The sequence below is a fragment of the Simkaniaceae bacterium genome (genome assembly GCA_021734805.1).
Lineage (GTDB): Bacteria > Chlamydiota > Chlamydiia > Chlamydiales > JACRBE01 > Amphritriteisimkania.
In genome coordinates this window covers 40,952-54,740 of record JAIPIG010000010.1, presented here as the reverse complement: position 1 = coordinate 54,740, position 13,789 = coordinate 40,952, and the positions used below count along the sequence as shown (strand labels likewise).

General features: G+C 40.1%; 13 protein-coding genes. 5 read left to right on the top strand and 8 right to left on the bottom strand.

Translation table 11 applies throughout. The features are described 5' to 3' along the window. Positions 1 to 203 precede the first annotated feature (203 nt). Positions 204 to 614 carry an OsmC family protein gene (locus K9M07_03215; GenBank protein MCF7852233.1) on the top strand — a complete coding sequence of 137 codons (411 nt, stop codon included), beginning with the start codon at positions 204 to 206 and terminating at the stop codon, positions 612 to 614. On the opposite strand, the gene K9M07_03210 is transcribed toward K9M07_03215, so the two are convergent. Further along, positions 601 to 1,506, bottom strand: coding sequence for a DMT family transporter (locus K9M07_03210; protein MCF7852232.1), 906 nt, complete (start codon positions 1,504 to 1,506; stop codon positions 601 to 603). The genes K9M07_03215 and K9M07_03210 overlap by 14 nt on opposite strands. A 204-nt stretch (positions 1,507 to 1,710) precedes the next feature. Here K9M07_03210 and K9M07_03205 point away from each other — a divergent pair, with 204 nt between their 5' ends. Beyond that, complete coding sequence (locus K9M07_03205) at positions 1,711 to 2,307, top strand: hypothetical protein (GenBank protein ID MCF7852231.1); 597 nt, start codon at positions 1,711 to 1,713, stop codon at positions 2,305 to 2,307. Here K9M07_03205 and K9M07_03200 read toward each other — a convergent pair. Further along, positions 2,297 to 2,773, bottom strand: coding sequence for a hypothetical protein (locus K9M07_03200; GenBank protein ID MCF7852230.1), 477 nt, complete (start codon positions 2,771 to 2,773; stop codon positions 2,297 to 2,299). The genes K9M07_03205 and K9M07_03200 overlap by 11 nt on opposite strands. Before the next feature lie 148 nt (positions 2,774 to 2,921). Between K9M07_03200 and K9M07_03195 the strand changes: the two genes are divergently transcribed. From K9M07_03195 to K9M07_03185, 3 genes are all read left to right on the top strand, one after another. Beyond that, positions 2,922 to 3,860, top strand: coding sequence for a hypothetical protein (locus K9M07_03195; GenBank protein MCF7852229.1), 939 nt, complete (start codon positions 2,922 to 2,924; stop codon positions 3,858 to 3,860). A 102-nt stretch (positions 3,861 to 3,962) separates the two neighbouring features. Next, entirely contained in the window at positions 3,963 to 4,988 is a 1,026-nt protein-coding gene (locus tag K9M07_03190) for a hypothetical protein (protein ID MCF7852228.1), read from the top strand. Between the two features lie 121 nt (positions 4,989 to 5,109). Continuing rightward, positions 5,110 to 7,350 (top strand): hypothetical protein, encoded by a 2,241-nt coding sequence (locus K9M07_03185; protein MCF7852227.1) that lies wholly within the window; start codon positions 5,110 to 5,112, stop codon positions 7,348 to 7,350. Between the two features lie 87 nt (positions 7,351 to 7,437). On the opposite strand, the gene K9M07_03180 is transcribed toward K9M07_03185, so the two are convergent. From K9M07_03180 to K9M07_03155, 6 genes are all read right to left on the bottom strand, one after another. Then, positions 7,438 to 8,847 (bottom strand): DEAD/DEAH box helicase, encoded by a 1,410-nt coding sequence (locus tag K9M07_03180; protein MCF7852226.1) that lies wholly within the window; start codon positions 8,845 to 8,847, stop codon positions 7,438 to 7,440. A gap of 174 nt (positions 8,848 to 9,021) precedes the next feature. Then, on the bottom strand, positions 9,022 to 9,897 hold the full coding sequence (ligD, locus tag K9M07_03175; protein MCF7852225.1) for a non-homologous end-joining DNA ligase: 876 nt from the start codon (positions 9,895 to 9,897) through the stop codon (positions 9,022 to 9,024). Between the two features lie 4 nt (positions 9,898 to 9,901). After that, positions 9,902 to 10,828 (bottom strand): non-homologous end-joining DNA ligase, encoded by a 927-nt coding sequence (ligD, locus tag K9M07_03170; GenBank protein ID MCF7852224.1) that lies wholly within the window; start codon positions 10,826 to 10,828, stop codon positions 9,902 to 9,904. After that, complete coding sequence (locus K9M07_03165) at positions 10,821 to 11,348, bottom strand: hypothetical protein (protein ID MCF7852223.1); 528 nt, start codon at positions 11,346 to 11,348, stop codon at positions 10,821 to 10,823. The genes ligD (K9M07_03170) and K9M07_03165 overlap by 8 nt, the downstream gene beginning before the upstream one ends. A 1,070-nt stretch (positions 11,349 to 12,418) precedes the next feature. Then, positions 12,419 to 13,057, bottom strand: a complete 639-nt coding sequence (locus K9M07_03160) for a hypothetical protein (GenBank protein MCF7852222.1) — start codon at positions 13,055 to 13,057, stop codon at positions 12,419 to 12,421. A 128-nt stretch (positions 13,058 to 13,185) separates the two neighbouring features. After that, positions 13,186 to 13,566, bottom strand: coding sequence for an RNA-binding protein (locus K9M07_03155; GenBank protein MCF7852221.1), 381 nt, complete (start codon positions 13,564 to 13,566; stop codon positions 13,186 to 13,188). Between the last annotated feature and the right edge of the window lie 223 nt (positions 13,567 to 13,789).

Below are 13,789 nucleotides of genomic sequence, written 5' to 3'. Positions count from 1 at the left end.
CGAATCCTTTCTATTAATTGATCCTCTTCATCTTGACTCAGTTTCATAACATCCTCTTGTTAAACAGAAGAATAGAATGCCATCACTTGCTACATTCAGTCGAGAGCAAATTCGACAAGTACAATTTTTAGTTACACCCGGTATAAAAAAGATACTTGAATATCAATGCACTCTAGTATTTAATTGCAATTTTGATTGGTGGTATGAATATGTCTAAAATGACAATTGTATATGAGAATGAATTAAGAACGCATTGCTCACAAGAGAATGGAACGTTTCTTATTACAGATGGTCCTAAAGAATTAAAGGGGAAAGGGGAGTTTTTTTCTCCAACAGATCTATTTGCTCATTCTTTGGGAGCTTGTATTTTAACGATGATGGGATTAGCTGCTAATAAGCTGGGGTTAGATCTCACAGGAACGACGGCCGAAGTCGATAAGCAGATGGCAACAGCTCCTCATCGCCGTGTAGGTAAAATCAGCGTGCATATCAAATCGCCATTAAAACCCACTGATGAGCAAAAAGCAAAATTAGAGCAAATGGGACTCACATGTCCCGTACATTCATCACTGCATCCCGATATCGAACAAGATATTACATTCACTTGGGGATAAGTTTTTTCAAAGCTTTATGCCTTAAGTAGATTTTTGCAATTCCACCTGAAATAACAAGAAAAGTCCCAATGCTTGTCAATAGATTGGGGACCGTATGAAAGATCGCCCAATCATAAAAGGCTGCAAGCAAAACGCTCGAATAAAGAAAGGGAGAGAGTCTTGATGGCGTACTTGTTTTATATGCTTGCGCTCTAAAAAGTTGATTCACAACGGAAAATAGGCCAATGCCAAGTAATAAGAGGCTGAGGTTTCCCATTCTGACCTGCTCGGTATCGTGAAATGTCGCTTCGGAAAAGAGGTAAGGAATAAGGCTAAAGACGCTGCAGAGGAAAAATAAGTAGAGAATACCGATATCCGATTTTTCCGTTTGGGAGTTGATTCCAAAGACAACTTGGGATGCGCCTTGGCACAGTCCCGATGAAAGACCGACTAAACTCATGAGAGAAAAAATCTCGCGATTGGGCTGTAAAACTAGGATGACACCAATAAATGAAACGATCACACCGATCCAAGAAGAGCGCCCTACACGATTCTTTAAGATCAGTTTTTCAATCATGGGAATAAAAAGGGGGCCCGTATTGATCAAAACAAGAGCATTTAAGAGGGTATTGCTCTTTAAATAATAGAGAAATCCATATTGAGCCCCCAAGACAAAGAAAGCCCTTAAAAAGTGAAGTTTAAGGTTTCTGAAATGAATATCTCTTCTAAAGTGGCCAATCAGTGTCATCCAAGTCAGGCAGATCAAAAATCCGATGAAATAGCGCCAAAAAATCAGGCTCGGGACGTGAAGTGAGTCTTCTGCAAACTTGGCCATGAGAGCCGTCAATGAATACCCAATTCCCGAGGTCAGGGTCAAGAGAACGCCGAGTGAAAAGGAACCTTTTTTTTCCATTGAGTCTCTTTAAATGAGCTTTTTTTGCACCATATCTAAAAAGTGAATCAATTGCATTAATAAAAAATATAGCCATAAAACTCAAAATAATATCATATGTATATTATTTTTAAATAAAGCGGTTTAGAATCAAAACAATTTTTTTGTAGCATTTTAATCAAAAAATATTTAAAATTTTCTTGATTTTCATTTTGTGAGGACATCATGGGATTAGGAAATGTGCACCATCAAGGTCATTGGGTGATTCCACCGGCTTGGACAGCGTTATTTGTTTTTGAAATTCTCAGATTAAATTCTAGAGCGCGTGAATGGAGTATTGAACCCGGGGAAAGGGTCGTAGAAATCGATCCACCTTCTGCTATAGAGCGCAATTTTAGGATTGTTTATTCGATTATCTATTCGACAATTATTTATTCAAGTACAGCCAGTCAATCTATCATTTTTTCATTACAGCCCATCATTTCAAAATTTGATAGGCTCATTGTTGAAAAGGCGATGTTAATTTTGAAAATGAAAACACCTCCGGATTTGGATCGGAACGTGCAAAAAATCGCTTCTGAAATTTTCCGATTAGACAAAAAAATCACTTCTCTTGAGAACTCGAGAAAAATCTATGATTCTGTGATTATGTTTTCTTGTTCAGTCGGTATGGTGACTCATTTAATCGATGGAATAGTCTTTCAAAGAAAAAGAGTTATAGAGGTTATTAAAAATCCACGGATTTGGTTTTTGGCTGTGACTCTTTTTTTTATATATTGTAATCAAGGTCCACAAAATCCTACTCATTTTTCTAGTGTCTAATTACAAATTCACTACTCCATCTATCGCTTGGTAATAAAGGTAATATAGATCTTGATAAGTATAAAATATAGGAGTTTCCACTATGTTGGCCTGCTCTATATAAGTTATAGATTACGGTGTCTTTAAACAAATGAATGAGGGCAAGATTAGTTAGAAAAAGTGAGGAATAAGAAATAAACATGTTTGGATTATTGCTGCCGTTAATAATCAAAATAAAATGACATGTAAGTCCAATTGAAAGACCGAAGTTATCAGCAACACAAACATTCATAAATTTTCGAAAATCACGGCCAAAAATGCCGATGACACTTTCATAAACATCTCTAGTTCTAGTCAGAATAGTTCTTTGAAAATGATTTTGCGCAGTCGTTGGAAATAGACTCTGTAGTTGCCACATCGCAGTTTGTATACATATGCCAAGATCCCATAAGTCACTAGCATCAGGACCGGCTCTGGTCGTATCCATGAGATCACCTTATTTAAAGAATAGAATAAGATTATAGCGACCTTCAAGAAATAAGTCTAATAATTTGCTCCCGGTATAAAAAATATTGTAATGATTTACAAAATATTGTAATTTTTTTTATCAAAACTTAACAAAATGGCGGTGATTAATGGCGAGTTCTGTTGGGATTTCCTACTATATTGAATCGATGGGATGGCTTTCTGCAGGTATAGCTTCGTATAATGCGTATGACTCCGGAAGAGCATTATTAGAAAAGATTCATAGTACTGGGGCTTGGAATCCAAGAAAATATTCTGAAGTAGCTTTGTATGGGATAGATGCATTTGGAAATGCAATTGCAGCTTATTCAAGTGCAAGTTATGCGTATTGTGAACATCAAATTCGAACATTTAAATCTGGATTTTCAAAGGCCGATTCTGCTGAAGAATTAAAACAAACCATCAAAGATACATTAGAGGAGCAGGAAGAACATGCTAGAGTTGCAATCATAGGAGGAACTATTGCTGCCGGTGCTAAGTTATTTGATAAAATTGCTATTAGAGATACCTCAGTACTTCATGCCATTTCTTCTCCTGGTTTTTTAATTAGAGTAGGGCTCACCCTTTCTGCACTCGAATGTCGGTTATCAGTTCTAAGAGAGTTACAAAGAAGGACAGCCGGTGATATTGGACTCAGTGTCATAGCCAATTTAGGTGCATTGGCGAGTGCAAACTCCGGAGCAAGTAGATTAAATCGATTGGATGTGATTTCAGATCATAGTCGAGATACTGTCAGATTAAATCAATCAAATGGAGAGAGCCGGCTCTTTCCACTTGAATATGAAATGATCCCGGAAGAGCATGAATATAATCCTATATTTCAAGAATCAATTGGGGTTATTACTTTATGTTCTATTCGTTTCCCCGTATTCATCCGAGGAGAAAAAGATCTTGAAAGAAGATACGAATTAACTACCTTGGTTGTTTGGATTCTTTCTAGAGAAACAAATCCTTTTACTAGAGAGTTTGTAGGCTTAGATGATGTAGTGGTAGATATAGAGCAATTATGCCGTATCGAAAGTGAAATGGGGTGTTTAGGAATCATATAGAATACGGGCGTAAAAATGCGTCATAGACCGAAATGAGTCGAAGATGCCGGCGAAGATAAAAACCAATTCTTCAATTTGTTTCGGTATACAAGAGGATAAAAAATGGCTGGATCTTTAAGTACCCTTATAAGTGGTGTAAACTGGGTTTGGAGTAACGGGGATAGAATTGTTAACTATTTAGATTTTTTTTCTTCGAGCATAAATGCTTGTTGGTCATTTGGAAAGTTAATTTCAAGAGTGCGCGATAGTGAGGGGATCACTGCAAGAAAAGTGAGCGATATTGCAATGACTAGCCTGAATTGTTTTAATTCTGTTTTGTTAGCAAAAGGGGCAGCTTATTGTATTATGACTCAATATCAAATCGATATGTTATCACAGGATGTTAAGGCTTATAATATGGATTTGGGATTGGCACAAACAGTGGTTAATTTGAAAAAAAATAGAGAAAATTTGGCTCGACTTATTGAGAAACGCAATGCAGAAGAAGCATCAAGAGCTCGGGAATTTGAGCAAGGAAAAGGATTTAGAATTTTCAATTATATGTCATTGTTTGCTTCAAAAACTGCAGAATCTATTATAGAATATCAGAGCGGAAAAAAAGTAACTGATATCATTTTGAATTCATCTTTTTTAATTCCAATGGGAATCACAATTGGTCAATTAAGTCTAACCATCACGGATTTTAAACATGAGCGAATCATTTGTAACGCAAAAAAAAGTGTTGAGGCCGGTAGCAGAATATTATTTCTGATTAGGAGTCTGTTTGAATCAAGTACAATTAGAATAAAAACAACTAGAGGGGATGATATATCCTTTCCTCTTGAGTATCAAATACTTGATGATACTCCGGAGGTGTTTTCTCATCCGATATTGGGAGCAAGGCTGTGTGGCATTTCGGGGAAAGCCATAAGAATTCCTATTTTGATTGAGGGAGAAGATGGGGTCTACGAGCTCTCTATTTTAATTGCATGGATCGATTATCATAAAAGTAGCCCACTCACCGGCCTAAAAAAAAGTTTAGATGATATTATGTTAGATATTGATGCTTATGAAGAAATTGAATCAGTTCTCGAATCTACGAGAACTGACTGCAAGAGTCGCCTAGGTGCGTGTTGTACCGTGAGTTAAAAAAAAAGCAAAGTCGAGTTAAATTTTAATAAAAATGAATCATTTAATTATGACTTAATAAAACTGATTCAGTTTTATGGCGCAACATGATATAACTTCCGCCTTAATTAAGGAGACTAAGATGGCGGTATCAGCGATATCAACTACAGCGCACCCGGTTTTTAGCGGAACGGATGGGGAATGGGCGCATCGGCCATTTCTTTTCGAAAAAGATTCTTTTATCTGCGAAAACAATATATACGTCACCCGCGAAACCATTGATGCTCTTCCTACTTTTCTCAAAAATGACCTATTCAAAAAGGTGCATGAGCTCTCAGGCACTTCAAGCGCTTATAGTCTTAGTTGGGGAGAGAATCACTTCATGGATAACGAAAGGCTGTTGCGTCAGGCCTTTTATGAATTGATTATTGAACCTTTTCCTGAAATCTTTATCGGCCGACCATCCGAAGAATACCGACGGCTTTTTGATTCCGTGAAAGAAGGAGCTACTCTCATAAGAGATGATCCCGACTATGGGATGCACCACCTCTTTGACAGCTTTGAAAAACTTGCTCGGCTAACCTCTCTCTATATGGTTATCGAAGAAGAAACCGGCAAAGGAATGCTTCTTAATCCACACCAAATGCACAACTCTGAATACTTCAGGGTGCTATGTTCAACAGAGATGAGAGCCGGTGATCAAAGGATTGTGCTTCCTTTAGGGATTTCAATGGAAAACTTTCAGATCTATATTGAATTGAAAAAAATAAAGGGAGAAGATCTAGACTTGGAAATGGGCGCTCCGCGTGATATTATTCCTCTTTTTATCACTGCTCAATACTTTCAGGACAAATCGATTATCTTGAAGCTTCGTGTGATGATGATCATGCAGAGGCATAACGATATTGCAACAAGCTATACCGTAACAGAGGAAGATCTATTAGCGCTCTCGGTAAACAGCGGCTCTTTTGAAAAAGACTCATTATCGGTCCTCACTGAGTTCGTTGTCAATGCCTACCTCAAACAATACCCCGAAGATATCGAATCCCTTGAAGCACTTTGTCCGGAATGTAGAGAAGTTCCGTTCGAGCTTCATCTACCCGGTAAGCATTCTTTTTGGTCTACTGAACCGGCATATATATTTACTAATGAATCGCTTGAGCGTCTCTCAATAGTATTTCCTAATATTGATGCCCTTTACCTTCCTTATAATGCACGAGTGACCTCTATTCCGCCCCAATGGAATGCATCACTCAGAGTTCTTGACTCAATATCCCCCACTCTTCAGGACCTCAGTGCATTAAATGATGCGCCACGGTTAATGCATATCGGTATGACAGGTGCTCTTGTTGAAGTAGTCCCTACAGGGTGCACTGCTCTTCGAAGACTTGACGCTTTGAGAACAACTAAATTACGTGATATCAGCGGACTAAATGGTCTGCCGGATTTAGAAGAAATTCATATCACTAATGGGGTTAGCAATTTTATTGAAGCAGCTCCTAGGGGATGCACAGCTCTTAAAAAATTCACTTGCGAAGGCAGTAGGTTGCGCGATATCAGCGGACTAAACGGATTGCGCTATCTGAAGGAAATTAATGTTTCAGGTACTCTTGTTGAAGCAGCTCCCACGGGATGCATCGCTCTTCAAAAATTTACTGCCGATTATTCGAGATATCGTGATTCAAGCTTTCGCGATATCAGCGGGCTGAATGATCTTCTATATCTGGAAGAAATTAATATCACAGATACTTATGTTGAGGCAGCTCCTACGGGATGCATTGCTCTTCGAAAATTTATTGCCTATGGAGCAGGCTCTCTACGCGACATTAGCGGGTTGAATGATCTTCCATATCTGGAAGAAATTGATATCTCAAGAACTTTTATTGAATCAGCTCCTATTGGATGCACTGCTCTTCGAAGATTTGCAGCCTATGGGGCATATTATTTGCACAATATTAGCGGGCTGAATGGCTTACAGCATCTAAAAGCAATTGATATCACTTACACATTAGTTGAAGCAGCCCCTATAGGGTGCACAGCTCTTCAAGTCTTTATTGCTAATTCCGGGTACGATGCCAGATCTATCCATTCCACCGTAACACTAAATGATAGCGCGAATGAGCTGCCGATGAATCGATTTTTGACTGTTCGAAAATTGCGCGATATCAGCGGGCTGAATGGCTTGCAGCATCTGGAAAGAATTGATATAGATAGGACGTGGGTTGAAGCAGCCCCTACGGGGTGCACTGCTCTTCGAAGGTTTAGTGCTTATGGAGCAGAAAATTTACGCGACATCCGTGGATTAAAGCATCTGCGACATCTGGAAGAAATTGAAATTGGCCGGACTCCGGCCGGAACCTCTTCTTGTTGCGTTGTCTCTTAGAATTTATATACCGAAAAAGACTGAAGAATCGGGAAATAAGGTGGTTATTTACGATTTTTCAGTCATTTCGGTATAAAATGAGATAAGTTATCTCTTAGAGTTAGAGAAGCGGCGTCTTTTTGTGCGCTCATTTTTGAAGGAGCGGTTGTCTCTTCTTTTGTTGGGTTTTGCATCCTGAGAGGCGTATTTCGGGTCGATGAGCTCATCTTGGCCGGATAGGTCTTTGCCTTGAATATGTTTTGAAATCAGGCGTAGGGAGAGTTCTTCAAGAGGCATGAGATCATTAAGTGTATTAAAGAGGTTTTTAGCTTCATGGTGGATTTCAATCTCTTGGATTGTAGCTAAAATCTGATGTTGTTGTTTGGCTTTGATTTGATCGAGTTGGGGAAGTTGCGCGAATTCAAGGTGGCGATCTTGTGCGTTAACTGTTTTCTTGAGAAATCCGATTTCGCGGTTTGTAATCAGGGTAATGGCCATTCCTTTGTTGCCGGCGCGCCCTGTGCGGCCGATCCGGTGGGTATAGCTTTCACGAGAAAAAGGGAGCTCAAAATTGAAAACGTGTGTCACATCAGGGACGTTGATTCCTCTTCCGGCGACATCCGTTGCAATGAGACAGCCCTGAGGATTTTCTCGAAAGGCTTTGATAACGCTTTGGCGCTCTTTTTGTTGCATGTCTCCATGAAGGCGAAGTGTAGGCATCCCTAGATCGATAAGTTTTGCAGAAAGTTCATCCACTTGTTTCTTTGTATTGCAAAAAACAATGGATTTAGTGGGCATCAAAAATTGCATGATGCGGATGAGAGCAAGCGTGCGCTGTTCGGGTTTAATCAAATAGTATTCCTGCTCAATATCAGTATGTGTATTTTCTTTTGATTGATGATCAAATGAAAGAGGATCATTTAAGAGCTTTTTAGAAAGCTTTCTAATTTCAGGGGGCATTGTAGCAGAAAATAAAAGTGTTTGTCTCTCTTCGGGAATATAGGAAAAAATATCTTGGATATCTTCTAAAAAACCCATGTTGAGCATTTCATCCGCTTCGTCAAGAATGACAATCGACGGATTAAATGTCTTTAAGTGATTGGATCGATATAGATCGAGAAGTCGTCCCGGTGTTGCCACGATAACGCGGTTGTCTTGCTTGAGGCGTTTGAGTTGGTGCGTTAGAGATTCTCCTCCAAAGACAGCCGTTGGTAAAAGTCTGAGATTTTTAGCAAAGAAGGCGATTTCTTCCTTTACTTGAAGGGCAAGTTCTCTTGTTGGGGTGATCACTAGAATTTTCACATCCGGGTTTTCAATGAGTCGGTTTAAAGAGGGGAGGGCAAAAGCAGCCGTTTTTCCCGATCCGGTTTGGGATTTTGCAATGAGGTCTCGTCCATCGATGATGGGGCCCATCACATCTCTTTGAATTGGGGTGGGTGCAGTAAATCCGGCATCGGTAATCCGCTCTAAAATAGACGGGTGCAAGTTAAAACTTTCAAAAGAAGAGGGTGTATCCATGAATTTGCCTTTTAAATAAATGTTTTGAATTTCAAAGACAAACCACGTTTTTTATAGATGTGATACTGTCTAGGACAGGTTTTATGCGTCAAGTATATGCGATTGGGGCAAATAAAGCTATTCAAATCAGAGTTATACCGGAGTTGTACCGCTCGAGTTCAAGAGTAACTTTTTTCATAAAGACATTTTTTTAATCGCTCGGGTGATATTGCGATGGCTGGATTTAAAAGAGGCCCAAGGGTTAGAGCGTTGGCTTAGGTGACGTTTAATGTTCTTGAGATGGAAGCTTTGTGCGTGGACGTGGCCGAGTTCATTCCAGCTGACCGGCATAGCGATAGGGGCCCCATCGATAGGGCGAATGGAGTAGGGGGCTGCGGCATGTTGGGCGTAAGCGTTGCGCAAATAGTCAATAAATAGGCGTCCTCGACGCCGGTTTTTGCGGGGTTGGATTGTGAACTCTTTTGGATGCTCTTCGGCAATGTGGGCGGCAATGGCCTTGGCAAAGGCTCTCACCTCATCAAAAGGGTGAGTTGGCTTAATGGGGATGACGACGTGGAGTCCTCGCGAGCCTGTTGTCATGACAAAGGCTTTGAGTTTGAGGTTTTTTTCTAAAAAATCTTTTAATGCCCGAGCTGCCTTGATAGCCAGATCAAATTTTCCTTTAGGAGGGTCAAGATCAAAAATCATCCGATCGGGACAGTCTATTTTGGTAGATGAGCTCAGCCATAAATGGGGGGTGAGGCAAGCGAGGTTGGCAATATAGAGAAGCGTATTTTTATTCTGACAAAGAATGAGATGCCCTTGTCCTTTGGCTTCTCTTTTAACGCCGATAGAGGCAATCCATGAAGGGAAATAATCGGAGATATTTTTTTGATAAAATCCCGCATGTTTAATGCCGTCCGGAAAACGCTGCATTACAAGGGGGTGATCTTTCAAAAGAGGGAGCATCCATTGGCTCACGGCACGGTAATAATCGATGAGCATGTCTTTTGTGATATTATCTTTGGGAAAGAGGATTTTATCGGGATGTGAAATCTTAACTTGGGCCATGGGATTAACCTTTTTTGTAGGAGAGTCCGCTAAAGCGAGGGTGTCTTAATCTTTTATTATTCGTCCATTCCGTGAAGGTGATGTTGCATTTGATTTTCGGTTGAACAAAATGAACGCCTTTAAGGGCAATTTTTTGTTCTTTGAATGGCGCTGTGCGCCGCTCTATCGTCTGAAGGCGTTTTGACAAACTGGTTAAAAGTTTTGTGTCATATCCCGTTCCAACACGTCCGGCATAGTGGAGAATATTATTTTTATAATAGCCTATGAGTAGAGATCCAAAACCTATGCGCTTTCCCTGTGGAGCCGTATAGCCGCAAATGATGAATTCGCCCTGTTGAGTGCATTTGAATTTTAGCCAGTTGCGCGAGCGCTTGGAGAGATAGGGGCTATCTGCTTTTTTTGCAATAATGCCTTCCCAGCCATTCTTACATGCCTTTTTAGAACTCTCTATACCTTTTGTTTTGACATGCGTTGTGTAGCGGATGCGATGAGTAAAATGAAGGGCTTTTTTGAGTAGCGCTTTGCGTTGGATTTGGGGGAGTTGCCGCGTATCGCTTTCGTGATAATAGAGGATATCAAAGGCATAAAAATAGATGGGAACCGGGCTCTTTTGGTTTTTTAAATGAATGCGCGATTGCAATTTGGTAAAACTTATTTTTTTCCCTTCAAAAGTGACAATTTCACCATCAATGATCATATTCTTCATAGGTTGTTTAGCAAAAGCGATTACGAGTTCGGGGTAAATGGCATTGAGCTTTTTGTGATTGCGAGAATAGATGGAAATTTTTTTCCCCTTTTTGAAAATAAGGCAGCGTTCACCATCTAATTTTCTCTCAAAAATCCAATCCTTATCAGAGAAGGGTTCATTGACAAGAGTGGCGAGCATCGGTTTGATCCAATGTGGCTGAGGGCCTTTTTCGAGTTCAATCATTGGACTTGTCTTTCTTCTTTTTCATTTTGATCAGCAGCCAATTTTTTTCCTTAAAATGGATAAGAGCGTAGGGGCCATGTAGCTTTTCCCCATGTAAAAAAATCTCAATGTGTCCTTTGCGAAAACTGCCGCGCATCGTCTGATTCTTAAGATTTTCATACTGACCTTTATCCCAGATTTCGACTTTGCCGGCACCATATTGCCCCTCGGGAATGATCCCTTCAAACTTGGCATAAGAGAGGGGGTGATCTTCTGTTAAAATGGCGAGGCGTTTAATTTTAGTTGAGCGAGGTGGGATTTTAGGGACTGCCCACGATTTCAAAACACCGTTTACTTCCAGTCTAAAATCATAATGTAGATGCGAGGCGTGGTGTTTTTGAATGACAAAAATAGCTTTTTTGCTTTTTTGCTTTTTTTTAGCACTCCCGGCCGGTTCGGGAGTTTTCTTTAAATTGCGCTTTTTGCGGTAAGTCGTGAGCATGGTAATTGACAAAGTATGAGATGATGATATTTTTGCCATAACCGATTTTGAGATTTGAAAACAACCCCTCTATACCATAATGCACAGAGGCCAAGCTGCAATTTTCCCGCTTGGATCCAGGAAAATGAGAGCTTGGCCTCCGTTTCACAAGCGGTATAAATTGATCGTTGACTACAGCTCCTCGATTCTTAATTCGCTTTCGGGTCGGCGTGTACGAAATAGGTGGGCTGTAGGTTCCGGTGAAAGTCTCCTTGCAGCACGGTCTAGGTGGTCATCTCGCCGTAACTCATTCCCGTCTGAAGTGAAGGTGTGAGTCTGCGGTTCGCGAGTAAAGGTCTCACCGGTGCGTAATCTATCGTTGAAAAGAGCTTGGGCTTCACGATTTGTGGCTTCTGCCACCGCATATGCCCGTGTGCCCGGAACCAGAGTCGTTATTGAATCCCTTCCACGGTCCCCTGCTTGTCTCAAGGTTCCACCATAGATGACTGCCCCTCCAAGGACTTCTGTGGCTGTTCCTGTCTGAGTGGGTGATATTGCCATTTTTTACTCCTTATTATGTTTATAATATTAATTATATCAAAAAAAACTAATTAATAAATTAACTTTTATTGCTTTATTAGTATTTAATTGCTGTTTTTTTTCGTAATACACTTACAGCTTGATTCTTACTCTCAAGTCATTCATTTTAAATTTGTTATAACTTTACAACTCACCTTACGCAAAAATGAGGGCTAGAGGGGGCAAGCGAGACAAAGCCGGATCAAAACGAAGTGGTCCGAATGAGGAGAGCATAGCGAAAGTGTTATGTCCGACGAGGGAGGGTTGATATGGCAAGGCCGCAGCCGCTCTATAACCCTTCATTTTTGCGTAAAGTGAGTTTATAAGGTGTAAAAAGGTCGGTATATCTTGAGCGAGAAAGCTAGGTGAGCCATTGGTTTGACCGGTGGACTCCCAAGGGTTAGATTCAGTGAAAAAAGAGATGGTGTTGTAAATTCTTTGTTGGCTTGACGGCCCAAAAAGTTGCAAAGTCGAGCTTAAATAAAAAAGAGGGAATCGATTCCCTCTTAGACTATTGACGGACGTCCCTTCTTTAGGAATGAAAGATGGATTTAAAGCGTCTTAAAGCTTTCAAATGCGTCTAGTTCTTCTTTTGCACAAGAAAAACTTTCATGGCATTTTTTGCTTACGTTAAGAATAAATATGGGGTGGTTTTCGCTGGATCCAAGAGAAAGGCTGCGTCTCGATCCAAAAGTGACAATATCACCGACTTCCCATTTTTCTAATGCAATCACTTCGTCATCGTCTTTATGCATTGTCTTAAAGTGGAGTTTATCCCCTCGTGCATTTTCAACTTCGATGATATCGCGCTGTTGATTGATGACAGATAGTTTAAATGCCACTTGATCATTATTTTTTTGAATAGGAGGACTAACGAATACCCAGCGGTTAGTGCGTGGGTTATAAAACCAATAATATTTAAATAGGGAAAAAGAGCGATAAAGGACAAGTTGATCTTGGGGTGTCCATTGCTCTTTTGCAATCGCTGAACTCTGTCCGGATTCGACACTCCATTCCAGGCCATCTGTTGTAATGATATGGATGCGGTCAGACATCTCATTAAGATGAGCAATGACGTGAGTCGGCTCATCATAGAGTTTTTGAATATTAACATTTTTTTGCGGTTGTTCGCAAATGATAGGAACGAGTGCTGTTAAGAATAAGCTAGTAAAGATTAATTTAGATCTCATATAATATCTCCATTAATGTTGAAGAGATATGAACGTATCATTAATAACTATTTATTCATATAGCGAAATTTAAAAAAAAAGCACAACTCTGAATGAGTTGTGCTCTTATATTTAAGTTGGGAAAATTGTTAGAACTTTTTTCCGCCGCCATGGCCGCCGCGATGTCCGTTTCCACGACCACCACGAAATCCTCCGCGCTCTGCTCCACGAGGAGCTTGACTGCCGCGATCTGTTTGAGGACGTGCCTCATTAACAGTTAAAGCTCTGCCATTGATTTCAGTTCCGTTAAGGGCGTGAATCGCAGCATTTGCTTCTTCTGTTGAGCTCATTTCAACAAAGCCAAATCCTTTTGATCGACCTGTGTCTCTATCCATAACGATGCGAGCTGAAATTACAGTTCCGTGGGTTTGAAATAGATTTTGTAGGTCATCATTATTAAGATCGTAAGAGATGTTTCCCACATATAATTTGTTAGCCAAAGTAAATTCTCCTAAAAAAATATCAATCATTTTTATCGCGAACATAGGACTTTGCCCTTTGTTCCGATTTGTTTTCTTCATGGGACATTTAAGTCATTTTAAAGTGGCTATCAACTTATTAGAGGAACTGACTCAGTAAATTCAAACGAAATTTTTGAGACATCCTGTAACGGATCCAGAATAAAACATGAAGCACTAACCATTTTACCCAAAGTGAAAATTTGCAAGCAAGTGGCTTTTGACGATTCAGTCA